24 protein-coding genes and 1 pseudogene are annotated in these 26,914 nt (G+C 65.8%); 12 read left to right on the top strand and 13 right to left on the bottom strand.

What is annotated here, in order from left to right; translation table 11 throughout:
• Positions 1 to 78: 78 nt before the first annotated feature.
• The 4 genes from rlmD to K5H97_RS06740 form a co-directional block, all read right to left on the bottom strand.
• A complete protein-coding gene (gene rlmD, locus K5H97_RS06755; protein WP_028690917.1) occupies positions 79 to 1,437 on the bottom strand; it encodes a 23S rRNA (uracil(1939)-C(5))-methyltransferase RlmD in 1,359 nt (452 codons plus the stop codon).
• Positions 1,437 to 2,336 (bottom strand): cysteine synthase CysM, encoded by a 900-nt coding sequence (cysM, locus tag K5H97_RS06750; protein ID WP_028690918.1) that lies wholly within the window; start codon positions 2,334 to 2,336, stop codon positions 1,437 to 1,439. The genes rlmD and cysM overlap by 1 nt, the downstream gene beginning before the upstream one ends.
• 81 nt (positions 2,337 to 2,417) lie before the next feature.
• Positions 2,418 to 3,812, bottom strand: a complete 1,395-nt coding sequence (locus tag K5H97_RS06745) for a sensor histidine kinase (RefSeq protein WP_028690919.1) — start codon at positions 3,810 to 3,812, stop codon at positions 2,418 to 2,420.
• A 3-nt stretch (positions 3,813 to 3,815) separates the two neighbouring features.
• Positions 3,816 to 4,532: a response regulator transcription factor gene (locus K5H97_RS06740; protein WP_028690920.1), complete on the bottom strand. Its 717-nt coding sequence runs from the start codon at positions 4,530 to 4,532 to the stop codon at positions 3,816 to 3,818.
• 219 nt (positions 4,533 to 4,751) lie between these two features.
• Here K5H97_RS06740 and K5H97_RS06735 point away from each other — a divergent pair.
• The 4 genes and pseudogenes from K5H97_RS06735 (at position 4,752) to K5H97_RS06720 (ending at position 9,437) form a co-directional block, all read left to right on the top strand.
• Positions 4,752 to 7,508: pseudogene (locus K5H97_RS06735) on the top strand (response regulator).
• A gap of 68 nt (positions 7,509 to 7,576) precedes the next feature.
• Positions 7,577 to 8,566, top strand: coding sequence for a 2-hydroxyacid dehydrogenase (locus tag K5H97_RS06730; RefSeq protein WP_028690921.1), 990 nt, complete (start codon positions 7,577 to 7,579; stop codon positions 8,564 to 8,566).
• A 31-nt stretch (positions 8,567 to 8,597) separates the two neighbouring features.
• A complete protein-coding gene (locus tag K5H97_RS06725) occupies positions 8,598 to 9,032 on the top strand; it encodes a hypothetical protein (RefSeq protein WP_028690922.1) in 435 nt (144 codons plus the stop codon).
• Positions 9,033 to 9,437, top strand: a complete 405-nt coding sequence (locus K5H97_RS06720) for an META domain-containing protein (protein WP_028690923.1) — start codon at positions 9,033 to 9,035, stop codon at positions 9,435 to 9,437.
• A 119-nt stretch (positions 9,438 to 9,556) separates the two neighbouring features.
• Here the strand turns inward: K5H97_RS06720 and K5H97_RS06715 are convergent, their stop codons facing one another.
• Positions 9,557 to 10,024, bottom strand: coding sequence for a TlpA disulfide reductase family protein (locus K5H97_RS06715; protein WP_028690924.1), 468 nt, complete (start codon positions 10,022 to 10,024; stop codon positions 9,557 to 9,559).
• 86 nt (positions 10,025 to 10,110) lie between these two features.
• Between K5H97_RS06715 and arsC the strand changes: the two genes are divergently transcribed.
• From arsC to K5H97_RS06700, 3 genes are read left to right on the top strand one after another with little or no spacing between them, the layout of a single operon-like run.
• A complete protein-coding gene (arsC, locus tag K5H97_RS06710; RefSeq protein ID WP_028690925.1) occupies positions 10,111 to 10,464 on the top strand; it encodes an arsenate reductase (glutaredoxin) in 354 nt (117 codons plus the stop codon).
• Positions 10,461 to 11,066, top strand: coding sequence for an NAD(P)H:quinone oxidoreductase (gene wrbA, locus K5H97_RS06705; RefSeq protein ID WP_028690926.1), 606 nt, complete (start codon positions 10,461 to 10,463; stop codon positions 11,064 to 11,066). The genes arsC and wrbA overlap by 4 nt, the downstream gene beginning before the upstream one ends.
• Positions 11,059 to 11,472, top strand: coding sequence for a DUF2069 domain-containing protein (locus K5H97_RS06700; protein ID WP_028690927.1), 414 nt, complete (start codon positions 11,059 to 11,061; stop codon positions 11,470 to 11,472). The genes wrbA and K5H97_RS06700 overlap by 8 nt, the downstream gene beginning before the upstream one ends.
• Before the next feature lie 30 nt (positions 11,473 to 11,502).
• Here K5H97_RS06700 and K5H97_RS06695 read toward each other — a convergent pair whose 3' ends face one another.
• Together K5H97_RS06695 and ttcA are read right to left on the bottom strand one after the other, a co-directional pair.
• Positions 11,503 to 12,174, bottom strand: coding sequence for a DNA-3-methyladenine glycosylase I (locus tag K5H97_RS06695; RefSeq protein ID WP_028690928.1), 672 nt, complete (start codon positions 12,172 to 12,174; stop codon positions 11,503 to 11,505).
• Positions 12,175 to 12,178: 4 nt separating this feature from the next.
• On the bottom strand, positions 12,179 to 13,003 hold the full coding sequence (gene ttcA / locus K5H97_RS06690; protein ID WP_011532643.1) for a tRNA 2-thiocytidine(32) synthetase TtcA: 825 nt from the start codon (positions 13,001 to 13,003) through the stop codon (positions 12,179 to 12,181).
• Between the two features lie 263 nt (positions 13,004 to 13,266).
• On the opposite strand from ttcA, the gene K5H97_RS06685 reads away from it, so the two are divergent.
• Both K5H97_RS06685 and K5H97_RS06680 read left to right on the top strand, forming a co-directional pair.
• Positions 13,267 to 13,866, top strand: a complete 600-nt coding sequence (locus tag K5H97_RS06685; protein ID WP_028690929.1) for a Yip1 family protein — start codon at positions 13,267 to 13,269, stop codon at positions 13,864 to 13,866.
• 140 nt (positions 13,867 to 14,006) lie between these two features.
• A complete protein-coding gene (locus K5H97_RS06680) occupies positions 14,007 to 14,501 on the top strand; it encodes a SprT family zinc-dependent metalloprotease (RefSeq protein ID WP_028690930.1) in 495 nt (164 codons plus the stop codon).
• A 107-nt stretch (positions 14,502 to 14,608) separates the two neighbouring features.
• Here K5H97_RS06680 and K5H97_RS06675 read toward each other — a convergent pair whose 3' ends face one another.
• The 4 genes from K5H97_RS06675 to K5H97_RS06660 all read right to left on the bottom strand — a co-directional run bounded on the left by K5H97_RS06675 (position 14,609) and on the right by K5H97_RS06660 (position 19,055).
• A complete protein-coding gene (locus K5H97_RS06675) occupies positions 14,609 to 15,931 on the bottom strand; it encodes a dicarboxylate/amino acid:cation symporter (RefSeq protein ID WP_028690931.1) in 1,323 nt (440 codons plus the stop codon).
• 419 nt (positions 15,932 to 16,350) lie between these two features.
• Positions 16,351 to 17,691, bottom strand: a complete 1,341-nt coding sequence (locus tag K5H97_RS06670) for an ATP-binding protein (protein WP_028690932.1) — start codon at positions 17,689 to 17,691, stop codon at positions 16,351 to 16,353.
• Positions 17,688 to 18,365, bottom strand: coding sequence for a response regulator (locus K5H97_RS06665; RefSeq protein WP_028690933.1), 678 nt, complete (start codon positions 18,363 to 18,365; stop codon positions 17,688 to 17,690). The genes K5H97_RS06670 and K5H97_RS06665 overlap by 4 nt, the downstream gene beginning before the upstream one ends.
• Positions 18,366 to 18,449: 84 nt before the next feature.
• The gene (locus K5H97_RS06660; RefSeq protein ID WP_028690934.1) at positions 18,450 to 19,055 is read right to left on the bottom strand and encodes an outer membrane protein; all 606 of its coding nucleotides are present in this window, start codon (positions 19,053 to 19,055) and stop codon (positions 18,450 to 18,452) included.
• Positions 19,056 to 19,178: 123 nt separating this feature from the next.
• Here K5H97_RS06660 and K5H97_RS06655 point away from each other — a divergent pair, with 123 nt between their 5' ends.
• Positions 19,179 to 19,970, top strand: a complete 792-nt coding sequence (locus K5H97_RS06655; RefSeq protein WP_028690935.1) for a dienelactone hydrolase family protein — start codon at positions 19,179 to 19,181, stop codon at positions 19,968 to 19,970.
• Positions 19,971 to 20,094: 124 nt separating this feature from the next.
• Positions 20,095 to 20,796 carry a 4'-phosphopantetheinyl transferase family protein gene (locus tag K5H97_RS06650; protein WP_028690936.1) on the top strand — a complete coding sequence of 234 codons (702 nt, stop codon included), beginning with the start codon at positions 20,095 to 20,097 and terminating at the stop codon, positions 20,794 to 20,796.
• On the opposite strand, the gene K5H97_RS06645 is transcribed toward K5H97_RS06650, so the two are convergent.
• Both K5H97_RS06645 and K5H97_RS06640 read right to left on the bottom strand, forming a co-directional pair.
• Positions 20,793 to 22,397, bottom strand: a complete 1,605-nt coding sequence (locus K5H97_RS06645) for an ATP-binding protein (RefSeq protein ID WP_028690937.1) — start codon at positions 22,395 to 22,397, stop codon at positions 20,793 to 20,795. The two genes, K5H97_RS06650 and K5H97_RS06645, sit on opposite strands and share 4 nt — an antisense overlap.
• The gene (locus K5H97_RS06640) at positions 22,394 to 23,089 is read right to left on the bottom strand and encodes a response regulator (protein ID WP_028690938.1); all 696 of its coding nucleotides are present in this window, start codon (positions 23,087 to 23,089) and stop codon (positions 22,394 to 22,396) included. The genes K5H97_RS06645 and K5H97_RS06640 overlap by 4 nt, the downstream gene beginning before the upstream one ends.
• A gap of 782 nt (positions 23,090 to 23,871) precedes the next feature.
• Here K5H97_RS06640 and K5H97_RS06635 point away from each other — a divergent pair.
• The gene (locus tag K5H97_RS06635; RefSeq protein ID WP_028690939.1) at positions 23,872 to 26,751 is read left to right on the top strand and encodes a ribonucleoside-diphosphate reductase subunit alpha; all 2,880 of its coding nucleotides are present in this window, start codon (positions 23,872 to 23,874) and stop codon (positions 26,749 to 26,751) included.
• Positions 26,752 to 26,914: the final 163 nt, after the last annotated feature.

Raw genomic sequence — 26,914 nt, 5'->3', positions numbered from 1 at the left:
AGCGCACCACGCGGGTGCACTGGCTATCACCTGTGCGCCCCTCACTCCTTGAAGGCCGCACCAAGAGGGCCAGCCCGGCTAGCCCACTTCGAATAACGCCATGGCCTCGACATGCGCCGTCTGAGGAAACATGTCGAGAATCCCGGCCCTTTTTAACCGGTACCCCTGCCCGACCAGCACCTGCGCGTCTCGCGCCAGCGTGGCCGGGTTGCACGATACATAGACCAGCCGCTTCGCACCGAGCCGGGCGATGCCTTGCACCACCTCGAATGCCCCGTCGCGCGGTGGATCCAAGAGTACCGCAGAAAAGCCCTCGGCGACCCATCCGGCGCCCGCCAAAGGCTGCGATAAATCGGCCTGAAAAAACCGAGCGTTATGCACATTGTTGCCGTCGGCGTTGGCGGCGGCGCGCTCGACCATGGCCTGCACGCCCTCCACCGCCACCACTTCGCGCGCCTGGCGGGCCAGGGGCAGGGCGAAGTTGCCCAGGCCGCAGAACAGGTCCAGGACCCGCTCGTGCGCCTCGGGCGCCAGCCAGGCCAAGGCCTGCTGAATCATCAAGGTGTTGACCTGGGCGTTGACCTGGACGAAGTCACCCGGCCGCCAGGCCAGTTCCATGCCCCAAGGCTCCAGGGCAAAGCCCAGTTGCGCCGCGGCATCCACCGGTGCCGGCTCGCCCTCGCCCTGCAGCCACAGCTGGGCGCCGGCCTCGCGGCAGAACGCCTCGAGCCGCGCCAGGTCTTCACTGGACAAGGGCGCCACATGCCGTACCAGCACCGCCTCGGCGGTACCGCTGAACAGCTCCACGTGCCCCAGCGCCTGCGGCTTGGCCAGGCTGCGCAGCACGGTCGGCAGGTGGCGCATGATCGACTGCAAGGGTTGTACCAGCACCGCGCATTCGTCGATGCCGACGATGTCCTGGCTGGCCTCGGCGCGGAACCCCACGTCCAGTTGGCGCGCCTTGGTGTCCCAGCGTACCGCGACCCGCGCCCGGCGGCGGTAGCCGAATTCCGGTCCGCTCAGGGGAACAGCCCACTCCTCGGGCTGCACGCCGGCCACCCGTTGCAGCTGCTCGGCAAGCAGGCGCTGCTTGAGCGCCAGCTGCCCTTCATGAGGCAGGTGCTGGAGGTTGCAGCCGCCGCAGCGGGCGTAGTGCCGGCAAGGCGCTTCACGGCGCTCGGGGCTGGCCTGGAACACACGCTCCAGGCGCGCCTCTACCACCTTGCCACGCGCCGCGAGCACCCGCGCCTCGACGTCTTCGCCAGCCAGTGCGCCGCTGACGAACCAGGTACGTCCTTCGATGAAAGCGATGCCGCGACCGTCACCGGCCACGCGCTCGATCGACAGGCGCTGCTTCTTGCCCACGGGTACCTGTGCGGCACGGTTGCCGCCGGCCGGCTGGAAACGCAGGCCGGTATTGGTTTTCTTTCTGGACATCAGGTTGGATCGAACAGGCCGGTGGAGAGGTAACGGTCGCCGCGGTCGCAGATGATGGCGACCATCACCGCGTTCTCGACTTCGCGGGACAGGCGTAGCATCGCCGCCACGGCACCGCCGGAGGATACGCCACAGAAAATGCCCTCTTCGCGGGCCAGGCGACGGGTGGTCTGCTCGGCCTCCTGCTGGGACATGTCGACCACGCGATCGACCCGGGTGGCGTCGAAGATCTTCGGCAGGTACTCGTGGGGCCAGCGGCGAATGCCGGGGATGGCCGAGCCTTCCATCGGCTGCAGGCCGACGACCTGTACCGCCGGGTTCTGCTCCTTGAGGTACTGCGAGCAGCCCATGATGGTGCCGGTGGTGCCCATGGAGCTGATGAAATGGGTGATGGTGCCCTGGGTCTGCTGCCAGATTTCCGGGCCGGTGCTGTTGTAGTGGGCGATCGGATTATCGCCATTGGCGAACTGGTCGAGGACCAGGCCGCGGCCTTCGGCCTGCATCTTCTCGGCGAGGTCGCGCGCGCCCTCCATGCCCTCTTCCTTGGTCACCAGGATCAGCTCGGCGCCATAGGCAGTCATCGCCGCCTTGCGTTCGGCGGTGGAGTTGTCCGGCATGATCAGGATCATCTTGTAGCCCTTGATCGCCGCAGCCATGGCCAAGGCGATGCCGGTGTTGCCGGAGGTGGCTTCGATGAGGGTGTCGCCGGGCTTGATCTGGCCACGCAGCTCGGCGCGGGTGATCATCGACAGCGCCGGGCGGTCCTTGACCGAACCTGCCGGATTGTTGCCTTCGAGCTTGAGCAGCAAGGTGTTGCTGGTGTCCCCGGCGATGCGCTGCAGGCGAACCAGTGGCGTATGGCCGATGCACTCGGCGATGGTTGGGTACTGCAGGGTCATGGGCGTTTTCGCAATCCGGACGGCAGGGGCACCTATCATACCGGCAAACCCAGCGCGGCCATATCACGCAATTGCTGGATGTTATAACGGGTGGCTATAAGTGCCTGGAGCGGGCTTGTCCCGCAATGGGCTCGACTCCCCCGCAGCCAGGCGCAGGCACAAGCGCAGGCCGCGCTCGCCATTGACCGCCCACACGCGCCCACCCTGGCGGCGGATCGCATTGCGGGCGATGCTCAAGCCCAAGCCGAAACCACCGTCCCCTGGCCGCGAACCCTCCAGCCGGGAAAACGGCGCGAAGATCCGCTCCAGGTCTTCCTCGGCCACGCCCCCGCCCTCGTCCTCCAGGTCGATACGCCAATACCCGCCCTCCCGCCAACCGCTCAGGCGTACCACACCCGCCTCGGGTGAATGACGGATGGCATTGCGCAACATGTTCTCCAGCGCCTGGGCCAGGTCATTGAGGCTGCCTTGCACCCAGCAGTCAGCCGACAGCTCGCAGCGCAGCCGTCGCGGCGCCCAGCCGCTTTCATAGCAGGCGTTCTCGCTGAGCAGATCCCACAGCGCCGCCACCTGGATCGGCTCGAGGTTTACCGGCGCGCGCTCGGCGTCCTGCCAGGCCAGTTGCAAGGTGTCCTCGACCAGTTGCTGCATGCCATCCACCTCACGGTGCAGGCGTTCGCGCAGGCGCTGCAGGTCGGTCTCGCCATCGCAGGCCACGCGCAGGCGGCTGAGCGGCGTGCGCAGCTCGTGGGACAGGTCGCGCAGCAACTGCTGCTGCAGGGCCACGGTACCCTGCAGGCGTTCGGCCATCTGGTCGAAAGCGCGGGCCAGTTCGCCCAGTTCGTCCTTGCGCCGAGTGGTGCGCGAGTCCAGGCGCGCCGCCAACTGGTCGGCACGCCAAGCATTGGCCTGCTCACGCAGTTGGTTGAGCGGCACGATCAGCATGCGGTACAGGCCGACGCACAGCAGCAAGGTGAACAGCCCAGGGATGATGCCGTTGGTGACAATGCGCCAGAACAACCGGTATTGGCCGGGGTTGAAGCGCTCCGGCAGCTCGATCACCAACATGCCCTGCTCCGGCGCGCCGGGGAACGGCAGGCGCAACCAGGGCTGGCCGATGGTGCGCCGACTCATGGGCCAGTCGACGCCACGCAGGCGGGTCAGGCGCTGGGCCTGGCCTGCGCTCAGGTCGGCGCTGCCCAGCGGCTGCAGATCGCCATCGAGCACGCCCACCCAGCCCTGTTCGCGCTCGCGCATCGTGGCCAGCCAGGCATCCACCCCCTCGCGGTCGCCGCTGCGCCAGGCTTGCTCGGCCTCGGCCGCGTAACCGCGCAGGACCTGCCGCGCCGGCTCGGACAGGAAGGCATCCTGGGTTTCCATGTGCCGGCCCCAGCTGTAGCTCAGGCCGATCATCAACAGGCAGAAGCCCACCAGCAGGACGGTGAGTTTCCAGAACAACGAGTGACGGTCGAGCATGGTTCAGTCGGCCTCGCCCACGCCGAACACATAGCCTTTGCCCCACACGGTACGCACCTGCCGCTCGTGGTAGCCGATGGCCTTGAGCTTGCGGCGGATCTGGCTGACGTGCATGTCCAGGCTGCGGTCATGCCGCGAGTAACCGCGCTGCAGGACGTGCTGGTAGAGGAAGGGCTTGCTCAGCACCTCATCCTGGCTGCGGTGCAGGGTGTCGAGCAGGCGGTATTCACTGGGAGTCAGACCGGCACGGGCTCCGGCGAAGCTGACATCGGTGGTCTGCTCGTCGAAATGCAGCTGCCCGGTGTCCGCCTCCCGCGGCGCCCGAGCGCGTCGCTCGAAGGCCACCCGACGCAGGATCGCCTCGATTCGCACGCGCAGCTCGGCAAAGCTGAACGGCTTGGGCAGGTAGTCGTCCGCGCCGCGCTCGAAGCCGCTGATGCGGTCGGCCTCGGCGCCCAGCGCCGACATCAGGATCACCGGCGTGGCGCTGCACCGACGCAGGCTGACCAGGGCGTCCAGGCCGTTGAGGCCGGGCAGCAGGATGTCCATCAGCACCAAGTCGAACACCTGCCGGCCCGCCGCCTCCAGGCCTTCGAGGGCATCGCGGCACCAGGTCACCTGGAAGCCGCCGCGCTGCAGCTCGTCGTGCAGGTAGGCGCCCAGCACGGGGTCGTCCTCGATGGCGAGGATGTTGGTCGCGCGAATAGCTTCAGGATGCATTGGCAACTGCCATCAATTCTCAATTGCGCGATTATTGGACAAGCGGTCCGAACAAGGCAACCGTCGCCCGACTGGCGCGAGGTCAGAGCGGTCGCACCGGCACTGCCATCTGAGAAAAGCAAAAACCATTACAAATCCTGTGCATTCCCCCTCAGCGCAGAGTAACGTTCCCGCTGATGCGCGAACTGCGCCTTTAACAGCACATGACAGGAGACAGGTGTGCTCGACCGTTTGGGAATCCGCAGCCGCGTCCTGCTGCTGGCCTTGCTGCCCGCCAGCCTGATGGCCCTGGTGCTGGGCAGTTACTTCACCTGGCTGCAACAGAACGACCTGCGTACGCAACTGCTGCAGCGCGGCAAGATGATCGCCGAGCAACTGGCACCCCTGGCGGCACCGGCCCTCGCCCGCCAGGCCCCGGCGCAACTGGAGCGTATCGCCACCCAGGCGTTGGAGCAGGCCGATGTGCGCGCCGTGGCGTTCCTCGCCGCCGACCGCACGCGCCTGGCCCACGCAGGTCCGAGCATGCTCAACCAGCCGCCCAGCGGCGGCACCGGCACGCAACTGCTGCAACGCACCGGCAACGACGCCACCCGCTACCTGATGCCGGTGTTCGGCCATCACCGCGACCTGGCCACCGACGCCGTTCCCGCCGAGGCCGAGCGCCTGCTCGGCTGGGTGGAGATCGAACTGTCCCACGACGGCACCTTGCTGCGCGGCTACCGCAACCTGTTCACCAGCCTGCTGCTGATCCTCGCCTGCCTGAGCCTGACCGCGCTGCTGGCCCTGCGCATGAGCCGTACCATCAACAACCCGATCAACCGCATCAAGCACGCGGTCAACCAGCTCAAGGACGGGCACCTGGACGAACGCCTGCCGGCCATGGGCAGCCATGAACTCGACGAGCTGGCCGCCGGCATCAACCGCATGGCCGAGACCCTGCACAGCGCCCACGAAGAACTGCAGCACAGCATCGACCAAGCCACCGAGGACGTGCGCCAGAATCTGGAGACCATCGAGATCCAGAACATCGAGCTGGACATGGCGCGCAAGGAGGCCCTGGAGGCCAGCCGGATCAAGTCCGAGTTCCTCGCCAACATGAGCCATGAGATCCGTACCCCGCTCAACGGCATCCTCGGCTTCACCCACCTGTTGCAGAAGAGCGAGCTGACCCCGCGCCAGCTTGACTACCTCGGCACCATCGAGAAGTCCGCCGACAACCTGCTGGGGATCATCAACGAGATCCTCGACTTCTCCAAGATCGAGGCCGGCAAGCTGGTGCTCGATAGCATCCCGCTGAACCTGCGCGACCTGATTCAGGACACCCTGACCATCCTTGCCCCGGCCGCCCACGCCAAGCAGCTGGAGCTGCTCAGCCTGGTCTACCGCGACACGCCGCTGTCGCTGGTGGGCGACCCGCTGCGGCTCAAGCAGATCCTCACCAACCTGGTGAGTAACGCCATCAAGTTTACCCGCGAAGGCACCATCGTCGTACGCGCCATGCTTGAGGACGAGCAGGAAGACAGCGTGCAACTGCGCATTAGCGTTCAGGACACCGGCATCGGCCTCTCGCCCCAGGATGTGCGCACCCTGTTCCAGGCCTTCAGCCAGGCCGACAACTCGTTGTCGCGCCAGCCCGGCGGTACCGGCCTGGGGCTGGTGATCTCCAAGCGCCTGATCGAGCAGATGGGTGGCGAGATCGGTGTCGACAGCACGCCCGGCGAAGGCTCGCAGTTCTGGATCAGCCTCAACCTGCCCAAGGCTCACGACGACGCCGAGGAGCAGCCCGCCCAGGCCCTGCTCGGCCGCCGCGTGGCCATCGTCGACAGCCACGACTTGGCACGACAGGCGCTGGAACACCAACTGGAGGACTGCGGCCTGGCGGTCAGCGTGTTCGCGTCCTGCGACCAACTGCTGCAAGGCGCGCAGGCCGCCAGCCAGGCCGGACAACCCTTCGAGTTCGCCGTGCTCGGGGTCAACCTGGGCAGCCTGTCGCCGGAACAGCTGGGCCATTACCACCAGCAGCTTGAGCGCCTAGGCTGCCAGTGCGTGGTGCTCTGCCCGACCACCGAACAGCCGCTCTACCACCCCTACCTGCCCAACGCCCACGGCCAATTGCTGGCCAAGCCGACCTGCACCCGCAAGCTGCGCCGCCTGCTGCTAGAACTGGTGCAACCGCGCCGCCCGGTGTGCGAGCAGCGCAACCACACGGGCCAGCGCATGCCGAAAATCCTCTGCGTCGACGACAACCCGGCCAACCTGCTGCTGGTGCAGACCCTGCTCGAAGGCATGGGCGCCGAGGTGCTGGCGGTGGACAATGGCTAAGGCGCGGTACAGGCCGTGCAGGACGAACCGTTCGACCTGGTGCTGATGGATGTGCAGATGCCCGGCATGGATGGCCGCGCCTGCACCGAGCAGATCCGCCAGTGGGAAAGCAGCCAGAGCGGCCCGCCCCTGCCGATCGTGGCCCTCACCGCCCACGCCATGGCCAACGAAAAGCGCGCCCTGCTGCACAGCGGCATGGACGACTACCTGACCAAGCCGATCAGCGAGCGCCAGCTGGCCCAGGTGGTGATGAAGTGGACGGGCCTGAGCCTGGGCGCGCCGCCACCGGAACGCGCCAGCGAACGCCTGGCCGACAGCAGCGAGCTGAAGGTGCTCGACCCGGAGGAAGGCCTGCGTCTGGCTGCCGGCAAGGCGGACTTGGCGGCGGACATGCTGGCCATGCTGCTGGCCTCGCTGGAATCCGACCGCGAAGCCATCCGGGCCGCGCGCAAAGCCGCCGACCGCACAGCGATGATCGAGCGCGTGCACCGGCTAAACGGTGCCTCGCGCTATTGCGGCGTGCCGCAGTTGCGGGCGGCCTGCCAGCGCAGCGAGACCTTGCTCAAGCAGGATAGCCCCCAGGCATTGCAGGCCTTGGACGAACTGGACCAGGCCATCAACCGCTTGGCCGAACAGGCGCGCCAGAGCGCGTAGGCGACACAGGTCAACGCCCAGGCCAACCATTTGGCTAGACTGGTGGCATTTCAGACAGGACCCCAACCATGCGCGCTCTGTTGTTCAGCAGCCAGCACTACGATCAGGAAAGCTTCACCCGCGCCGCCAGCGCGGGGCCCCTGGAGCTGCACTACCAGCCCGCCCGCCTGACTCTGGACACCGCGCCGCTGGCCCAGGGTTTCGAGGTGGTCTGCGCCTTCATCAACGACGAGCTCGACGCCCCGGTGCTGGAACGCCTGGCCGCCGGCGGCACGCGCCTGATCGCCCTGCGCTCGGCCGGCTTCAACCATGTCGACCTGGCTGCGGCACAGCGCCTTGGCCTGACCGTGGTCCGCGTCCCGGCCTATTCGCCCCACGCCGTCGCCGAGCACGCCGTGGCCCTGATCCTGGCCCTCAACCGCCGTTTGCACCGGGCCTACAACCGCACTCGCGAGGGCGATTTCACCCTCCACGGACTGACCGGCTTCGACCTGCACGGCAAGACCGTCGGCGTGGTCGGCACCGGCCAGATCGGCGCCGCCTTCGCCCGCATCATGGCCGGCTTCGGCTGCCAGTTGCTGGCCTACGACCCTTATCCCAACCCCGAGCTGGTCGCCCTCGGCGCGCGCTACCTTGAGCTGCCCGAGCTGCTGCGCCAGGCACGCATCATCAGCCTGCACTGCCCGCTGACCGAGCACACCCGCCACCTGATCAACGCCCGGAGCCTGGCCCAGCTGCAGCCCGGCGCCATGCTGATCAACACCGGCCGCGGCGCGCTGGTCGATACCCCGGCGCTGATCGACGCGCTCAAGAGCGGCCAGCTCGGCTACTTGGGGCTGGATGTGTATGAAGAGGAGGCACAGCTGTTCTTCGAGGACCGCTCCGACCTGCCGCTGCAGGACGACGTGCTGGCACGCCTGCTGACCTTCCCCAACGTGATCGTCACCGCCCACCAGGCCTTCCTTACCCGCGAGGCCCTGGACGCCATCGCCGCGACCACCCTGGACAACATCAACCGCTGGGCGGCAGGCAATCCGCACAATCTTGTAAACGGTTGATGCTAGGATACGCGGCAATTTTGGAGGACCCATGGTCGAACACGATTTCCGCTACACCCTTTTCAACCCGCAACACACCCTGATCGAGTGCCGCGCACTGGTGCCGGGCCGCTACCAGGTCACCGGCAACGGCGGCTCGATCCAAAAAGGCGACGTCCTGCTGGTCACCCTCAAGGGCAGCAAGGACCTGTCCATGCGACTGACCGTCGAGACCGTGCGCCACCTGATCAACCCGCACGGCCAGTGGGTCGCCGTGGCCCAGGGCCCGGCGTTCAACGAGCTTGAGATCCTCAACTGGCAGGTCAAGTGCGACAGCTGCGACGCGGTGCTGGACTTCGAGTTCGCCAACGACGCCAAGCTAGGCAAGAAGGGCCAGGCCCCGGCCGCCAGCGCGCGCATCCAGGAACTGGGCTGGGCGAGCAAGGGCGACAAGCACCTGTGCCCACAGTGCCGGGAGCGTGGTTGAGTGAAACAGCTGCTGACCGGCGCGCTGATCGCCTGCGGCCTGATAGGCTGCGCCGCACAACCCTCGAAGCTGCAGCAGGAGCAGAGCTACGTGCTGGAGTGGATTGGTGAGCGCCCGCTGATCGACTACAGCCACCTGACGCTGACCCTGGCCAACGATGGTCGCGCCTACGGCAACGGCGGCTGCAACCACTGGTTCGCGCCCTACACGCTGGAGGGCGAGCGCATCAGTTTCGGCAAGGTTGGCAAGACCCGCAAGCTGTGCGCGCCGGCGCTGATGGAGCAGGAAAAACGCTTCCTGCAGGCGCTGGAAACGGTGCAGCGCTGGGATGTGTCGCCGATCGAGCAGATCCGTTTCTGGCCGGTTGAAGGCAAGCCACTGCGGTTCTGGCCTGAGGAAGGTTGAGCTACCTGGGGCCGCTGCGCGGCCCTTTCGCGACACAAGGCCGCTCCCACAGGGCAGCGCATTCTCCTGTGGGAGCGGCCTTGTGTCGCGAAAGGGCTGCGAAGCAGCCCCAAGATCGATCAGGCGCCGCCTTTCAAAGCCCTGATCTTCGCCTGCAGCCCTTCGAGCGTCTGCTCGCCCATCAGTTGCTCACGCACCTTGCCCTTGTCGTCGATGATGTAGGTCACCGGCAGCGCCTCGCTGCGCGGCAGCTCGTAACGCTCGGCCGGGTCCTGGGCCAGCACGGTGAAACCGATGCCCAAGGTATCGGCGGCGGCTTTCAGGTCCGGCCCTTGCAGCCCATCGAAGTTCACCCCCACCACGCGAATGCCCTGGGCCTCCCACTGCTTGGCAGCGGCATTGAGTTCAGGGATTTCCGTGCGGCACGGGCCGCACCATTCGGCCCAGTAGTTGAGCACCAGCCAGTGCCCGTCGATTTGTTCGGCCTTTACCGTGTTGCCGTGCTGGTCCACGCCGTAGTCCGCACCGCAGCCGCCGAGCAACAGGCTCGCGGTGATGGCCAGTGCAGCTGCCAAACGCCTTGCCATGGGTCAATCCTTCTCGAAGTTTTCAAGCATTGAAGTCGGTCGCTGCGGTTAGAATAGCCGCCACACCCAGCTGGATGCGACCCGTCATGACCGATCTGACCCTCTATCATAACCCGCGCTGCTCGAAATCCCGCGGCGCCCTGGAACTGCTCGAGGCACGCGGCCTGACGCCGAACGTCGTGCGCTACCTCGAAACCCCGCCAGACGCCGCCACCCTCGAACAGCTGCTTGGCAAGCTGGGCATCAACGCGCGCCAGCTGCTGCGCACCGGCGAAGACGAATACAAGGCCCTGGAGCTGGCCAACCCAGCCCTGAGCGACGACCAACTGATCAAGGCGATGGTCGAGCATCCCAAGCTGATCGAGCGGCCGATCCTGGTGGCCGGTGACAAGGCCGTGGTCGGCCGCCCACCGGAGAAGGTCCTGGAGATCCTGCCGTGAGCGAACCCTACATCCTGGTGCTGTACTACAGCCGCCACGGCTCGACCAGCGAAATGGCCCGGCATATTGCCCGCGGCGTCGAGATGGCCGGCCTGGAGGCGCGCCTGCGCACCGTGCCGGCGATCTCCACCGAGTGCGAAGCCGTGGCCCCGGACATCCCCGCCAGCGGCGCGCTGTACGCCACCCTCGACGACCTGCGCCACTGCGCGGGCCTGGCCATGGGCAGCCCGACCCGCTTCGGCAACATGGCCGCGCCGCTCAAGTACTTCCTCGACGGCACCAGCAGCCTGTGGCTGGGTGGCGAGCTGGTGGGCAAGCCGGCGGCGGTGTTCACCTCCACCGCCAGCCTGCATGGCGGTCAGGAGACCACCCTGCTGTCGATGCTGCTGCCGCTGATGCACCACGGCATGCTGGTCACAGGCCTGCCCTACAGCGAATCGGCGCTGCTGGAGACCCGTGGCGGCGGCACGCCGTACGGCGCCAGCCACCATGCCGGCGCCGACGGCAAGCGCGAGCTGGACCAACACGAGATCGCCCTGTGCCGCGCGCTCGGACAGCGCCTGGCGAAGACGGCCAAGGCCCTGGGTGGCGAACGTGGCTAGAAAGCCCAAGGTCTTGCCGCCACTGGACTGGCTGGCCCCACGGGTGCGCTTGACCCGCGCCCTGAGCCTGGCCTGCTTCTTCGGCCTGATCGCCCTGCTGGTGGTGAACAACCTGTGGTTCGCCGACCTGCACGGGGCGCGGGTCGAGGTGATCATGGCCATCGAGCTGATCCCCCTGCTGCTGCTGCTGCCGGGCATGCTGATGGGCAGCGCCCGGGCACATGCCTGGACCTGCTTCGTGGTGAACATCTACTTCATCAAGGGCGTGCTGGCGGCGTTCGATCCGGCGCGGGCGCTGTTCGGCTGGGTCGAGGTGCTGGTGAGCCTGGGGTTGTTCGTGGCCGGGCTACTGTATGTGCGCTGGAAGTTTCAGTTCGAGCGGCGCATGGCCGGCGAAGGAAGCTGATTCCGGGGCTGCTTTGCAGCCCCAGCGATCTCAGTGGTTGACGGTATGCGCCAGCATCACCGACAACTGGCACAACGGCCGCCCGCTCTCGGCATGCCACTGGTTGAACGCCTGCTGCACCAGCGCCAGGTCACGCTGACTGGTCGGCGGCTTGTCGATGATCTTCTGCGCGATCAGCGCCGCCGCCATATCCTCGGTGGGAATGAAGGTATCCTTGCCGACCATCCGCAGGAACCGCGGCGCCGACAGCCCGCCCAGCTGGTTGCCATGCTTGGCCAGGTACTTCCACAGCCCGACGATATCGGTCGCTGGCCAGTCGGCGATGAACGCGCCGAAACTGCCCTTCTCCTTGACCACATCCAGCACCATCTGCGCATTGCGCGGCACGCTCTTGAGCTTGCCCAGGTGGCGGATGATGCGCTCGTCGTGCATCAACCGCTCCAGGTGCTCGGCGCCCATCAGCACCACCTTTTCCGGATCGAAACCGAAGAACACCTGCTCGAACGCCGGCCACTTGGCGTCCACCAGGCTGTGCTTGAGCCCGGCGCGGAATACGCGCAGGGCCAGGGTCGACAGGTAGCGGTCGTCAGGGATGTCGCGCAACTGCGCGGGCGTGCGCGGCTGCGGCAGGAAGGCTTCCAGCGCCTGGGCCGAACCGAAGCGGTTCAGGCAGTACTCATGCAACCACTGATAGTCGCGCATGGGCTCAAATGTTCAGCACGTCGAGGAAACGCGGGGTGGCGCTTTCGTCGATCTTCAGGCTGGTGAAGTCGAACAGGTTGCGGTCGGCCAGCTGCGACGGCGCAACGTTCTGCAAGGCGCGGAAGATGCTCTCGGTACGGCCCGGGTGCTTGCGCTCCCACTCCACCAGCATGTCCTTGACCACCTGGCGCTGCAGGTTTTCCTGCGAGCCGCACAGGTTGCATGGGATGATCGGGAATTCCTTCATGTCCGAATAGGCCTGGATGTCCTTCTCGCTGCAGTAGGCCAGCGGGCGGATCACCACGTTGCGGCCGTCGTCGGCGCGCAGCTTCGGCGGCATGCCCTTGAGCGCGCCGTTGAAGAACATGTTGAGGAAGAAGGTCTCGACGATGTCGTCGCGGTGGTGACCCAGGGCCATCTTGGTCGCGCCGATCTCGTCGGCGAAGGTGTACAGGGTGCCGCGACGCAGGCGCGAGCACAGCGAGCAGGTGGTTTTGCCCTCGGGCACCAGCTCCTTGACCACCGAGTAGGTATCCTTCTCGACGATGTGGTACTCGACGCCCAGTTCCTTGAGGTAGGCCGGCAGCACGTGCTCGGGAAAGCCCGGCTGCTTCTGGTCCATGTTCACCGCAACGATGTCGAACTTGATCGGCGCCACCTTCTGCAGGTGCAACAGAACGTCGAGCATGGTGTAGCTGTCCTTGCCGCCGGACAGGCAGACCATGACCTTGTCGCCATCCTCGATCATGTTGTAGTCGGTGATGGCTTCGCCGGCGAGACGACGCAGGCGTTTTTGCAGTTTGTTCTGGTTGACCGAGAGGGTGCCCATAGCGCTTGGATCCGCGAGGTGTGACAAAAGCCGGCTATTTTACGCACAAACCGCACGGTGCAGTAGGTGAATCCGATAAAGACTTCAAGGGAATCAGCACCGCGCCTGACAGCGCGATTTGCTCTAAAAACGCGGTTTTATGCGGGGAACGGCTTCCTATACTGCGACATAAGGCCACATTGGCGCAGCACTTGGTGTCCTGGCCTCGGGCCATAGGCGCTCCATCCGGGGGGCGTTTGGCAACGACGATAGGAGTGACCCGTATGATTCATCACGTTGTTGGGCTGTTCACCCACCCTGACCAGGAGTGGCGGGAGATCCGTGGCGAGGAAGAAAGCATCAGCCACATGTACCTGACGCATACCCTGATCCTGGCGGCGATCCCCGCCGTCTCGGCGTTCATCGGCACCACCCAGGTCGGCTGGGTGATCGGCGAACGGCCGGCGGTGATGCTGACCATGGAAAGCGCGCTGTGGATGAGCATCATGTCGTACCTGGCGATGCTCGCCGGGGTCGCGGTGATGGGCGCCTTCATCCACTGGATGGCGCGCACCTACGACGCCAACCCGAGCATGGCGCAGTGCATCGCCTTCGCCACCTACACCGCCACCCCGCTGTTCATCGGCGGACTCGCGGCGCTGTACCCGCACTTGTGGCTGGGCATGCTGATCGGCACGGCGGCCATCTGCTACACCGTGTACCTGTTGTATGTCGGCTTGCCGACGTTCATGAACATACCGTCGGATGAAGGCTTCCTGTTCTCCAGCTCGGTGCTGGCGGTGGGCCTGGTGGTACTGGTGGCGATCATGGCCGCGACCGTGATCATCTGGGGACTGGGCGTGGGGCCCGTCTACACCAACTGACGCATACCTATCAGATCCAACCAGCACTGGGGCATCACCCGAGGCCGCCGCAAGGCGGCTTCGTTTCATATGCCTGACCGGCGGCTCGGCAACCGGCCCGTGCCTGCGGCATAATGCCCGGTCAGGAGAACCATCCCGCCATGCCCGAGCTGCTCAGACAACGCGTCGAAACCTGTTACCAGCAAGCCGAAACCTTCTTCAAACGCCCTTTTCCGCGCCCGCAGGTCAGTTTCAAGCTGCGCGGCCAGAAAGCCGGTGTCGCCCACCTGCACGAGAACCTGCTTCGCTTCAACCTGCAGCTGTACCGCGAGAACCAGGAAGACTTCCTGCGCCAGACCGTGGCCCACGAGGTCGCCCATCTGGTGGCCCACCAGCTGTTCGGTGACCGCATCCAGGCCCATGGCGAGGAGTGGCAGTTGATCATGCGCGGGGTGTACGAGCTGCCGCCGAACCGTTGCCACAACTATGAAGTGCAGCGGCGGGTGGCGACGCGCTACATCTACCGCTGTCCGTGCCCGGAGAGCGACTTTCCGTTCACCGCCCAGCGGCACAAGCTGGTGCGCCAGGGGCGCAGGTACCTGTGCCGGCGGTGTCGGGGGATCCTGGTGTACAGCGGCGAGACCCGGGTCGAGTAGATGCCGGGCCGAACGCCCCCACAGGGGTAGGCGTACTATCCCGGGCATTCTGCCAGTTGGCACAAAAAAGCGACCCGAAGGTCGCCTTTTTGCATTTCACACGTCGATCAACGCGCCGGACCTTCGGCCACGCCCAGGTCGTCGGTCGGACGGGTGTCGACCAGGGGCGAGCCACCGGACGCCAGTTCCGCCTGCAGGGTGTCGGTGTCCAGCTCCTTGACCCACTTGGCCACGACCACGGTGGCCACGGCGTTGCCGATCAGGTTGGTCAGGGCGCGGGCCTCGGACATGAAGCGGTCGATACCCAGGATCAGCGCCAGGCCCGCCACCGGCAGGTGGCCGACGGCCGACAGGGTCGCGGCCAGCACGATGAAGCCGGAACCGGTGACGCCCGCGGCACCTTTGGAGGCCACCAGCAGCACCAGCAGCAGGGTGATCTGGTGGGTGATGTCCATGGTGGTGTCGGTGGCCTGGGCGATGAACACCGCAGCCATGGTCAGGTAGATCGAGGTGCCGTCCAGGTTGAACGAATAGCCGGTCGGGATCACCAGGCCAACCACGGATTTCTTCGCGCCCAGGCGCTCCATCTTGGCCAGCATGCGCGGCAGGGCCGATTCGGACGACGAGGTGCCCAGCACGATCAGCAGTTCTTCACGGATGTAGCGGATCAGCTTGATCACGCTGAAACCGTGGGCGCGGCAGATACCGCCCAGCACCACCAGGATGAACAGCACGCAGGTGATGTAGAAGCAGGCCATCAGGTAGCCCAGCTGCACCAGCGAGCCCACGCCGTATTGGCCGATGGTGAAGGCCATGGCACCGAAGGCGCCGATCGGGGCCAGCTTCATGATCATGTTGATGATGTTGAACATCACATGGGCAAAGCGATCGATCAGGTCGAGCACAGGCTTGCCGTAGCTGCCCAGGCGGTGCAGGGCGAAGCCGAACAGCACCGAGAACATCAGCACTTGCAGGATGTCGCCGTTGGCGAAGGCGCCGACCACGGTGTTGGGGATGACGTTGAGCAGGAAGCCCACGGTGGTCTGCTGCGCGCCGGCGGCGGCGTAGGCGGCCACGCTGCTGGCGTTCAGGGTGCTGACGTCGACGTGCATGCCGGCGCCCGGCTGGACCACGTTGACCACGACCAGGCCGATGATCAGGGCGATGGTGGAGACGATCTCGAAGTACAGCAGCGCGTAACCGCCGGTCTTGCCGACCGACTTCATGCTCTGCATGCCGGCGATGCCACTGACCACGGTGCAGAAGATGATCGGGGCAATGACCATCTTGATCAGCTTGACGAAGCCGTCACCCAAGGGTTTGAGGGCTACACCGGTTTCCGGGTAGTAGTGGCCGAGCAGAATACCGATGGTGATGGCGACGATCACCTGGACATACAGCGATTTGTACAGCGGCTGACGAGTCGTCATGGCTAGTTTTTCCTCAAGTGGGCCGGCGCATCCTTCCCAGGATGTCGGGGCACCTGAATCGCGAACCCTCCTGTACCCGGAGGGATTTGTCGTTGTGGGCGAGTGCCTGGGCAGGCCTCTGCCAGCTGAATAGCAAGGGCGATGCCAAAGTGCCCGCTTGAGGTGCACAGCCAATGATTACAGGGTGTGAATGCCCCGGGACGGGGCGCAAAAGCCGGTAGGAAATGGCGGATTTCCGCCCGATGGCGGAAATCGTACAGGGTAGGTTGGCGGGAATCCGCCTCGGAGTTATCCAGTGGGACTTCCCGGTGGGAGCGGGCTTGCCCCGCGATCAGGACCGCGCCGGATGGCACCGGCTTCACCGGTATCGCGGGGCTAGCCCGCTCCCACGCACCGCCCCCTGCACTGGAAAGGCAGAATCAATCGAGCCGGAAAGCGATGCGGAACGCAGCCCCGCCCAACGCCGAATCGCCCAGACTCAGCTCGGCGTCATAGCTGTCGATGATGTCCTTGACCACCGCCAGCCCGATCCCCTGCCCCGGGTGCTGGCGGTCCAGCCGCTCGCCGCGCTCGAGAATCCGCTCGCGTTGATCCGGTGGCACGCCCGGCCCGTCGTCCTCGACGCACAGCTCCAGCAGCCCCGGCGACTGACGCAGGCTCACCCGCACCTGCCCCAGGCACAACCGGTAGGCGTTTTCCAGCAAGTTACCCAAGAGCTCAAGCAAGGCGCCCTGCTCCATCGGTACCCGCGCCAGGGCCGGGATGTCGAGACTGACCTCGACGCGCTTGTCGCGATAGACCTTGGCCAAAGTGCTGCACAGGCTGTCGAGCAATGGTTTGAGCTCGACCTGGTACTTCACCAGGCCGCTCTTGCGCAGACTGGCGCGCTGCAACTGGTAGTCGATCTGCTGGCTCATGCGCTCGATCTGGCTTTGCAACACCCGCGCCTGTTCGCGGTCGCCCTGCTCCATGCTCTCGCCAACGCCCTGCAGCACCGCCAGCGGGGTCTTGAGGCTGTGGGCCAGGTCGTCGAGCGAGTCGCGGTAGCGCTGGCGCTGCTCGCGCTCGCTGCGCAGCAGGCGGTTGAGCGAACCGGTCAGGCGCAGCAGCTCGCGTGGGTGCTCGCGGCTGAGGCCATCCCGCGCTCCGCTCTCCACATCGTCCAGCTCGGAGCTGAGCCGGCGCAATGAACGCAGGCCCCAGGTCAGGCCAGCCCAGAGCAGCACCATCAGCGCCAGCAGCGCCGCGCCGAAGCCCAGATAGAGTTTCTCGCGCAGGCCATTGAGGGTGTCCTGGTATTCGCGTACCGGCTGCAGGGCGACGATGCTGAACGCCGCGCTCTTGCCGCCGAGCAGCTTGACCTCGACGTCATAGACGAAGAATTCGTCGCCGTCGTCCTGGTGAATGCGGGCGAACTCGTTGCCGCGCCCGTCATAGCGGGGGTGGTAGTTGATATTGCGGTTGCGGGTGGCCCGCGACTGCCACACCAGCGTGCCCTGGCGGTCGAAGATATAGCCGAGCAGGCCGGTGTAGGGCAGGTTGTAGCGCTCGTCAGGCAGCAGTGCCGGCATCTGCAACTGGCCGCGCTCGATGCGCGCGGCCGAGATCAGGGTGGTCACGTCCGAGGCCAGGCGCTGCTCGATCGATTCCTGCAACGCCAGGCTGAAGGCCTTCTGCAATGCCGGCAGCAGCGCCAGCATGAACAGCAGCGCCAGCAAGGCCGCCGCCAGCATCAGGCGCACCCGCAGCGAACGAATCATCGGCAGCGCTCAGTGAACAGGTAGCCCAGGCCACGCACGGTGTCGATCGGCTTGAAGCCGTTGTCGCCCTCGAGTTTGCGGCGCAGGCGGCCGACCAGCACCTCGATGACGTTCGGGTCGCGCTCCTCGTCGTCCGGGTACAGCTGCTCCATCAGCCGGTCCTTGGCCACCACCTGCTGGTGATGGCGCATGAGGTACTCGAGGATGCGGTATTCGTAGGCGGTCAGCGCCAAGGGCTGCTCGTCCAGGGTCGCCTGCTTGCGGTTGAGGTCGAGCACCAAGGGCCCGGCGGCAATGGTCGACTGGGTGAAGCCGCTGGAGCGGCGCAGCAAGGCGTTCAGGCGGGCTTCCAGCTCTTCGAACTGGAACGGTTTGACCACATAGTCGTCGGCGCCGGCGGCCAGGCCTTCGACCTTGTCCTGCCAGTTGCCGCGGGCGGTGAGGATGAGGATCGGGAAGGTCTGGCCGAGGCTGCGCAGTTGGCGGATCAGGTCCAGCCCGCTCATGCCCGGCAGGCCCAGGTCGATCACCGCCAGGTCGTGGTTGTACTGCTCGGCCTGGTACAAGGCTTCCTCCGCGTTGGCCACCGCCTGCACCACGTGACCGCCTTCGCCCAGGCGGGTGAACAGGTGATGACGCAGCAGCGCCTCGTCCTCGACCACCAGCAATTTCATGCGGATCTCCTTCTATGGGAATGCCCTGTGCAGGCCTTTTCGCGGGTTTACCCGCGAAAAGGCCTGCACAGGATAACAGCGACCTCAGAACTTGTAGGTAGCCGCCAGGTAGGTCTGCGCGCTGCTGGTCAGGCGCAGGGTACCGTCCTTCGGCCCGCCGTGGGCGCCGATCTCGGTGGCGGCGTTGCTGCGCAGGTAACGGTAGCCCAGCTCCACCGAGGTGTTGTCGGTCACTTCCTGGATCACACCGGCCTGCAGGCCGACGGCGTAACCGTAGTCGGTGTCGCGGCGGGCGCCCGGCGAATCCTGGGTCAGCTTGGTCATGCCCAGGCTGCCGCCGCCGAACAGCTTGGTGGTATCGCCCACCGGCAGGAACAGGTCGTAGCTGCCCAGCAGGTTCTCCTGGCGCAGCTTGACGCCGCTGTGGTCGCCCGAGACGTTGTCGTAGGTCACGTAGTAGCGGCCCTGGTCGTTGATCTTGCCCAGGCGCGCGCCCCAGGTGCTGTCCTTGCCGATGATGCCGTCGGCGTTCAGGCCGTCGGTGTTGCGTTGCAGCAGGCCGGACTTGCGCACTTTGTCACTGGTCTGACCGTAGGTCAGGCTGGCGAAGTTGTCATCGGCCTGGGCAACGCTGGTGAGGCCGGCTGCGCAAACCGCCATGGCGGCAATCAGGGTGTTGAGGGTTTTCATGGTTCAGTTACTCCGGGTTGGATGCGTTGTTGCTGTCTGGGGGCTAGAGTAGGGAGGGCGCCCTGAACCCCTGCTGAACCCGGCCTGAACCTTGGCTGAACGAACCGAACAAGGAGCTCGACCATGCGTACCCTGCTTGCCCTGGCCTTGTTGTGCAGCGCCAGCCTTGCCCAGGCGGCGGTGCAGACCCGCGAGATTCCCTACCAGGATGCCGACGGCAACCGCCTGATCGGCTACTACGCCTACGACGACGCCCTCGAGGGCAAGCGCCCGGGCGTGGTGGTGGTGCACGAATGGTGGGGGCTGAACGACTACGCCAAACGCCGCGCCCGCGACCTCGCGGCGCTGGGCTACAACGCCCTGGCCATCGATATGTATGGCGACGGCAAGAACACCGAGCACCCGGCCGACGCCCAGGCGTTCATGGCGGCGGCGATGAAGGATCCGAAAGCCGCTGCCCGGCGCTTCGACGCCGGGCTTGAGCTATTGAAGATCCAGCCCAACACCAACAAGCACCAATTGGCGGCCATCGGTTACTGCTTTGGCGGCAAGGTGGTGCTGGATGCGGCGCGCCGGGGCGAGAAGCTCGATGGCGTGGTGAGCTTCCATGGCGCGCTGGTGACCCAGACGCCGGCCAAGCCCGGGGTGATCCGGGCGAAGATCCTGGTGGAGCACGGCGAGGCCGACAGCATGGTCACCCCGGAGCAGGTGGCGGCGTTCAAGGCAGAGATGGATGCGGCCAAGGCCGACTACAAGTTCGTCGGGATTCCAGGGGCCAAGCATGGGTTTACCAACCCGGATGCGGATCGGTTGAGCCATGGCGAGCATGGCGGACCGGATATCGGCTATGACAAGGCGGCTGACGAGAGCTCTTGGAAGGATATGCAGGCGTTCTTGAAGAGCGCGTTTGACTGAAGGGCCCATCGCGGGGCAAGCCCGCTCCCACGCCGGAAAACAACGCCATTCGTGGGAGCGGGCTTGCCCCGCGATGACGTCCCGGTGATTTGCGCCAGCTATCGCGACTGGCACAATACCGACCATGAACAGACTCCCCACCTGCTGCGCCCCGCTCCAGCACCACTGGCCCCTGCCCCGCCCGGTCCCCGGCGCGGTGCTGGTCAGCTGCGCCTTCGACCCGGCCCGCCTGGCCGCCGACGACTTCCAGCGCGCCGGCATCGAGCAGACCGCCAGCCTGCAACGCTCGGTGGCCAAGCGCCAGGCCGAGTACCTGGCCGGTCGGGTCTGCGCCCGCGAGGCACTGCAACGCCTGGATGGCCGCGATTATGTACCGGCCACCCACGAGGACCGCTCACCGATCTGGCCCGCCGACATCCGTGGCTCGATCACCCACGGCCAAGGCTGGGCCGCCGCGGTTGTCGCCGCCGACGGCCACTGTCGTGGCCTGGGCCTGGACCAGGAAACCCTGCTCAGCGAAGAGCGCGCCGAACGCCTGGCCGGGGAAATCCTCACCCCCGCCGAACTGGAGCGTTTGGACCGCAGCCAGCAGGCGCTGGCCGTGACCCTGACCTTCTCGCTCAAGGAAAGTCTGTTCAAGACCCTCTACCCGCTCACCAAACAGCGCTTCTATTTCGAACACGCCGAACTGCTGGCCTGGTCCGCCGACGGGCATGCCCGCCTGCGCCTGCTCACCGACCTGTCGGCCGAGTGGCACCACGGGGTCGAGTTCGATGGCCAGTTCCGCCTGCAGGACGGCCATCTGCTCAGCCTGATCAGCGTCTAGTCGCGCGGCTGCTCACGCGGCCAGCTCAGGCTGAAACACGCTCCGCCCAGCTGCTCGCTGTGCCCGACCAGGGCACGGCCGCCGTGCCAGTAGATGATCCGCCGCACGATCGACAGCCCCAGCCCATGCCCGCCCGAAGCCCGGGTACGGCTATCGTCGAGGCGGGTGAACGGGGTGAAGATGCGGTGCCACACCCCTTCGGGAATCCCGGGGCCGTCATCCTCCACATCAATGCGGCAACGCTGCTGGCCGATCTGATAGCTCAGGCGCACTTGCGATTCGGCATGGCGCATGGCATTGCGCACCAGGTTCTGCAAGGCCCGGTGCAGGTAGCGCGGTTCGGCCTCGACGCGGGCGTCGCTACCGTCGAGCCCGTGGCACACTCCGCGTACCACCCGCACTTCGGCCCGCAGCGGCGCCAGCTCCTCGATCACCCGCGCCAGCAGCTCGTCCAGGTCCACCACCTGGAAATGCAGGGCCGGCGCGCCCTGCTCCAGGCGGGCGTAAGTCAGCATCTCGTCGACCAGCTTGTCCAGGTCCTGGATATCGCCGTCCATGCCCGCCAGGTGCTTGGCCCGGGCCTCGTCACTGCCGGCGCTCTCGATCATCTCCAGGCCGAAGCGCAGCCGCGCCACCGGCGTGCGCAATTCGTGGGACACCGCCCGCACCAGCTCGCGCTGCATGGTCAAGGAACGTTGCAGGTGTTCGGCCATGCCGTTGAAGGCCTCGGCCAGACGCCCTACTGAGTCGGCATCCCCGGCCGGCACGCGGGTGTCGAGGCTGCCCTGGGCGATGCGCGTGGCCGCCACCTCCAGGCCCGACACGCGCCGCTCCAGCTGACGCACCAGCAGGTAAACCACCAGCCCGATCAGACACAGGCCGAGGAAGGCGATCAGGATCAGCAACTGCGGCGGATAGGGGTTGAGCTGGTACAGCGGGCCGATCTCCAGCACCCAGGGCGAGCCGGACAGCCCCGAGAACACGCGGATCGAATCTCCGTCCCGGCCCAGGGCCATCACCGTGTCGCCCTCCTCCACCCGGCGGCGCTGGTCGTCGTCCAGGGCGGCGCGCTCGATACGCTGCAGGGCGATGTCGAAGCCGAAGCCCTTGCTCTGGCGCAGCTGCGCCAGGCGCGCCTGCTGCTCGGTCACCGGATAGCGCACCAGTTCGTCGGCCAACAGGTAAAGCGTGGCGCGGGCCAACTGCTCGCTGATCTGCTTGACCTCGGCCACCAGCAGCAGGTCCTCGTGACCAACCCGGCGCAACACCCGGGCGGCATGCGGGCCGGTCTTCTCCACCACCACCAGGTCGCGGTACAGCCGCGCCCGCTGCCCACCGTCGAGGGTGAACGCCGACAGCGGCTGCAGGTCCAGCGGCACGCCGAGCAGGCGCTCCCAGATCACCAGCGAACGGGTGCGCTCCACTGCGTTCTGCTGCGCCAGGTTGTCGGCCATCAGGCTGAAGGTGCCCTGGGCCAGACGCTCGCGGTGCTGGCCAGCACGGATCTCGTTGACCAGGTGCAGGCTCAGCACGCCGAGCACGGCTACCAGTACCAGCACCGCGAGCATGCCGCCATAGATGCGCAGGAAGATCGAGTTCATGGCGCCTCGCCGACGAACAGGTAGCCCTTGCTGCGCAGGGTCTTGATCAGCCGCGGGGTGATCGGGTCGTCGCCGATCTTGGGGCGGATCTTGGAAATGCGCACATCGATGGAGCGGTCCTGGCCGTCGTAGCCGACGCCGCGCAGCGAGGTGAAGATCTCCTCGCGGGACAGCACCCGCCCGGCGTTGCTGGCGAGCAGCCAGAGCAGGTCGAACTCGGCGCCGGTCAGCTCGATCAGTTGGCCGCTCAGACGCGCCTCGCGCTGGCGGCTGTCTATATGCAGCGGGCCGAACGTCAGCTCCTGTCGTCGCTCCGGGGCCTCGCTGCGGCGCAGCAGGGCGTTGATGCGCGCCAGCAGCACGCGCGGGCGCACCGGCTTGCAGACATAGTCGTCGGCGCCCAGGTCCAGGCCCTGGATCTGGTCCAGTTCGTCGCTGCGGGCGGTGAGCATGAGGATGGGGCCGGCGTACTGGCCGCGCACCCGGCGGCAGATGCTCAGGCCATCCTCGCCGGGCAGCATCAGGTCGAGGATCACCAGGTCCGGCTGGCTGTCGATGATACGCCGGGCGGCACGGCCGCCGTCGCCCTCCACCGCCACCTCGAAGCCATTGGCCTGGAGGTACTCGGCGGTGAGCTCGGCGAGGCGCTGGTCGTCCTCGACGATGAGGATGCGGTTGATTGGCTGGTCCATGGCCTTACCCTTCTTCTGTTTTTGTCGGGCCTTGCTGTTGGCTGTAGCGGCCTCATCGCGGGGCAAGCCAGTACAACCCTTTGATTCCAGCGAAAATCCACCTTCACCAAAGCGCAACATCAGCCCCGGATACTACGTCCCGCCCCCACCCCTGCCAACCACCCCAGAACGTCCCATAACTGAACCGTTTTTTGTGATAGGGTTCGCGCCCGAAAAAATCTGCGCGGCGACGTAGCACAGCCAAAAAATAGTGCAAACCTCTTGGGACAAGGCCTACAGCGAATACCCACGGATCACTCACAAAGTACCCACAAGTTATCCACAGACGCTCACCTTGCAAAGCCCCCAAGACCGCATTATCTTGTATCCCTGTCGCAGCGAACCACTAGATATTGGGTTTCGCGCAAAATCACAAACACAAGTCGCCTGGCAAATTCAAGCGAATTTACCGACTGAACTTAACGTGATTCCAACAGCCAAACCGCTCCTGCGGAGGGCGACCGAGGCAAGCCGCAGATGGCCTTGTTCGGGTATGAGTGTTGCAGGCAGGGCCTCGCCACTCATCAGCAACAGATTTTGGGTACGCCCAGAACCTTTGACTTCGGCCAGGGAGCGGCAGGTTATTGCCCCTTATTCCTGAGTCTGTCCCGAAGTCGGTAAGCCCGAGCGGGCGTATGCGCGTGCATGACGCCTCCCCGCCCGGGCCATCGAGCAAGTGGACGGAACGGTGGGCGCCCCAACAAGGCGCCTGAACAAACTAGAAACTGTGGAGACACCCACCCATGCAAACCGACACAACTCGCGAGAACCCGCAGGGCAAAGCGCCGCAGGCCGCCGATTCCAATCAGGATCTGGCAGCCACCGCGCCTGGCCAACTGCGCGTGATCAAGCGCAACGGCACTGTCGTCCCCTACACCGACGACAAGATCACCGTTGCCATCACCAAGGCGTTCCTCGCAGTTGAAGGCGGCACCGCCGCCGCCTCGTCGCGCATCCACGACACCGTCGCGCGCCTGACCGAGCAGGTCACCGCCACGTTCAAGCGTCGCATGCCATCGGGTGGCACCATCCACATCGAAGAAATCCAGGACCAGGTCGAACTGGCCCTGATGCGCGCCGGCGAGCAGAAAGTCGCCCGCGACTACGTGATCTACCGCGACCAGCGTGCCAAAGAGCGCGCCACCCGCGCCAACAGCGACGCCGTGGTCGAGCCGCACCCGAGCATCCGCATCACCCTGGCCGACGGCAGCCTGGCGCCTCTGGACATGGCCCGCCTGAACACCATCATCAGCGAAGCCTGCGAAGGCCTGGCCGAAGTCGATGGCGAGCTGATCCAGCGCGAAACCCTGAAGAACCTGTACGACGGCGTGGCCCTGAAAGACGTCAACACCGCCCTGGTGATGACCGCCCGTACCCTGGTCGAGCGCGAGCCGAACTACTCGTTCGTCACCGCCCGCCTGCTGATGGACACCCTGCGCGCCGAAGGCCTCGGCTTCCTGGGCGTGGCCGACAGCGCCACCCACCACGAGATGGCCGACCTGTACGCCAAGGCCCTGCCGGCCTACGTCGAGAAAGGCGTCGAGTTCGAACTGCTCGACCCGGCGCTGAAAGGCTACGACCTGGAGCGCATGGGCAAGGCGATCAACCACGAGCGTGACCAGCAGTTCACCTACCTGGGCCTGCAGACCCTGTACGACCGCTACTTCATCCACAAGGATGGCGTGCGCTTCGAGCTGCCGCAGGTGTTCTTCATGCGTGTGGCCATGGGCCTGGCGCTGGAAGAGAAAGACAAGGAAGCCCGTGCGATCGAGTTCTACAACCTGTTGTCGTCCTTCGACTACATGGCCTCGACCCCGACCCTGTTCAACGCCGGTACCCTGCGTCCGCAGCTGTCCAGCTGCTACCTGACCACCGTGCCGGACGACCTGTCGGGCATCTACCACGCGATCCACGACAACGCCATGCTGTCGAAATTCGCCGGTGGCCTGGGCAACGACTGGACCCCGGTACGTGCGCTGGGCTCGTACATCAAGGGCACCAACGGCAAGTCGCAAGGCGTCGTGCCGTTCCTGAAAGTGGTCAACGACACCGCCGTTGCCGTGAACCAGGGTGGCAAGCGCAAGGGCGCCGTGTGTGCCTACCTGGAAACCTGGCATCTCGACATCGAAGAATTCATCGAGCTGCGCAAGAACACCGGTGATGACCGTCGTCGTACCCACGACATGAACACCGCCAACTGGATCCCTGACCTGTTCATGAAGCGCGTCTTCGATGACGGCAAGTGGACCCTGTTCTCGCCGTCGGAAGTGCCTGATCTGCACGACCTGACCGGCAAGGCCTTCGAAGAGCGCTACGAGTATTACGAAGCCCTGACCGAGTACAACAAGATCAAGGTGTTCAAGACCATCCAGGCCAAAGACCTGTGGCGCAAGATGCTGTCGATGCTGTTCGAGACCGGCCACCCATGGCTGACCTTCAAGGACCCGTGCAACCTGCGCAGCCCGCAGCAGCACGTGGGCGTGGTCCACAGCTCGAACCTGTGCACCGAGATCACCCTGAACACCAACAAGGACGAGATCGCGGTCTGCAACCTGGGCTCGATCAACCTGCCGAACCACATCGTCGATGGCAAGCTGGACACCGCCAAGCTGCAACGCACCGTGAACACCGCCGTGCGCATGCTCGACAACGTGATCGACATCAACTACTACTCGGTGCCGCAAGCGCGCAACTCGAACTTCAAGCACCGCCCTGTCGGCCTGGGGATCATGGGCTTCCAGGACGCGCTGTACCTGCAGCACATCCCGTACGGTTCGGACGCTGCCGTCGAGTTCGCCGACAAGTCGATGGAAGCGGTCAGCTACTACGCAATCCAGGCTTCCTGCGACCTGGCCGACGAGCGCGGCGCCTACGAGACCTTCCAGGGTTCGCTGTGGTCCAAGGGCATCCTGCCGCTGGACAGCCAGCAGATCCTGATCGAGGCCCGTGGCCAGAAGTACATCGACGTCGACCTGACCGAGAGCCTGGACTGGGCCCCGGTGCGCGAGCGCGTCAAGAAAGGTATTCGTAACTCGAACATCATGGCCATCGCGCCGACCGCGACCATCGCCAACATCACCGGCGTGTCGCAGTCCATCGAGCCGACCTACCAGAACCTGTACGTGAAATCGAACCTGTCGGGCGAATTCACCGTGATCAACCCGTACCTGGTCCGCGACCTGAAAGCCCGCGGCCTGTGGGACTCGGTGATGATCAACGACCTGAAGTACTACGACGGTTCGGTGCAGCAGATCGAGCGTATCCCGCAAGAGCTGAAGGACCTGTACGCCACCGCGTTCGAAGTCGAGACCAAGTGGATCGTCGATGCCGCCTCCCGTCGCCAGAAGTGGATCGACCAGGCCCAGTCGCTGAACCTGTACATCGCCGGCGCCTCGGGCAAGAAGCTCGACGTGACCTACCGCATGGCCTGGTACCGTGGTCTGAAGACCACCTACTACCTCCGTGCCCTGGCCGCGACCAGCACCGAGAAGTCGACCATCAACACCGGCAAGCTCAACGCCGTGTCGAGCGGCGGCGACAGCGCCCCGGTCCAGGCCGCGGGCCCTGCCCCGGTACCGAAGGCCTGCGCCATCGACGAGCCGGATTGCGAAGCCTGCCAGTAAGGGCTGCGCAGAGGCTACCCACGGGTAGCCTCTTTTCTGCGCCACGGCGCAGAACCCTGTAGGAGCGGGCTTGCCCCGCGAAGAGGCCGGCACAGCTCGCGCCTCCCTACAGCCAGACACAACAAGCCGCAGCCCAAGTGCTGAGGCCAGCCCTCCCCCGGGC

Source organism: Pseudomonas mosselii (genome assembly GCF_019823065.1).
Classification (GTDB): domain Bacteria; phylum Pseudomonadota; class Gammaproteobacteria; order Pseudomonadales; family Pseudomonadaceae; genus Aquipseudomonas; species Aquipseudomonas mosselii.
Note: the sequence above shows the minus strand (reverse complement) of the source record. Positions and strands in the feature narration are given on the sequence as shown.

Excerpts from the sequence above, each read along its gene's own strand:
- K5H97_RS06645 (WP_028690937.1), bottom strand. The coding sequence starts at position 22,397 with ATGAACTCGATCTTCCTGCGCATCTATGGCGGCATGCTCGCGGTGCTG.
- ttcA (WP_011532643.1), bottom strand. The coding sequence starts at position 13,003 with ATGGGCACCCTCTCGGTCAACCAGAACAAACTGCAAAAACGCCTGCGT.
- K5H97_RS06665 (WP_028690933.1), bottom strand. The coding sequence starts at position 18,365 with ATGAAATTGCTGGTGGTCGAGGACGAGGCGCTGCTGCGTCATCACCTG.
- cysM (WP_028690918.1), bottom strand. The coding sequence starts at position 2,336 with ATGACCCTGCAGTACCCAACCATCGCCGAGTGCATCGGCCATACGCCA.
- K5H97_RS06695 (WP_028690928.1), bottom strand. The coding sequence starts at position 12,174 with ATGCGCGACTATCAGTGGTTGCATGAGTACTGCCTGAACCGCTTCGGT.
- K5H97_RS06660 (WP_028690934.1), bottom strand. The coding sequence starts at position 19,055 with ATGAAAACCCTCAACACCCTGATTGCCGCCATGGCGGTTTGCGCAGCC.
- K5H97_RS06730 (WP_028690921.1), top strand. The coding sequence starts at position 7,577 with ATGCGCGCTCTGTTGTTCAGCAGCCAGCACTACGATCAGGAAAGCTTC.
- K5H97_RS06680 (WP_028690930.1), top strand. The coding sequence starts at position 14,007 with ATGCCCGAGCTGCTCAGACAACGCGTCGAAACCTGTTACCAGCAAGCC.
- K5H97_RS06640 (WP_028690938.1), bottom strand. The coding sequence starts at position 23,089 with ATGGACCAGCCAATCAACCGCATCCTCATCGTCGAGGACGACCAGCGC.
- K5H97_RS06685 (WP_028690929.1), top strand. The coding sequence starts at position 13,267 with ATGATTCATCACGTTGTTGGGCTGTTCACCCACCCTGACCAGGAGTGG.
- rlmD (WP_028690917.1), bottom strand. The coding sequence starts at position 1,437 with ATGTCCAGAAAGAAAACCAATACCGGCCTGCGTTTCCAGCCGGCCGGC.
- K5H97_RS06715 (WP_028690924.1), bottom strand. The coding sequence starts at position 10,024 with ATGGCAAGGCGTTTGGCAGCTGCACTGGCCATCACCGCGAGCCTGTTG.
- K5H97_RS06740 (WP_028690920.1), bottom strand. The coding sequence starts at position 4,532 with ATGCATCCTGAAGCTATTCGCGCGACCAACATCCTCGCCATCGAGGAC.
- K5H97_RS06655 (WP_028690935.1), top strand. The coding sequence starts at position 19,179 with ATGCGTACCCTGCTTGCCCTGGCCTTGTTGTGCAGCGCCAGCCTTGCC.
- K5H97_RS06650 (WP_028690936.1), top strand. The coding sequence starts at position 20,095 with ATGAACAGACTCCCCACCTGCTGCGCCCCGCTCCAGCACCACTGGCCC.
- K5H97_RS06745 (WP_028690919.1), bottom strand. The coding sequence starts at position 3,812 with ATGCTCGACCGTCACTCGTTGTTCTGGAAACTCACCGTCCTGCTGGTG.
- K5H97_RS06635 (WP_028690939.1), top strand. The coding sequence starts at position 23,872 with ATGCAAACCGACACAACTCGCGAGAACCCGCAGGGCAAAGCGCCGCAG.
- K5H97_RS06675 (WP_028690931.1), bottom strand. The coding sequence starts at position 15,931 with ATGACGACTCGTCAGCCGCTGTACAAATCGCTGTATGTCCAGGTGATC.
- K5H97_RS06670 (WP_028690932.1), bottom strand. The coding sequence starts at position 17,691 with ATGATTCGTTCGCTGCGGGTGCGCCTGATGCTGGCGGCGGCCTTGCTG.
- arsC (WP_028690925.1), top strand. The coding sequence starts at position 10,111 with ATGACCGATCTGACCCTCTATCATAACCCGCGCTGCTCGAAATCCCGC.
- K5H97_RS06725 (WP_028690922.1), top strand. The coding sequence starts at position 8,598 with ATGGTCGAACACGATTTCCGCTACACCCTTTTCAACCCGCAACACACC.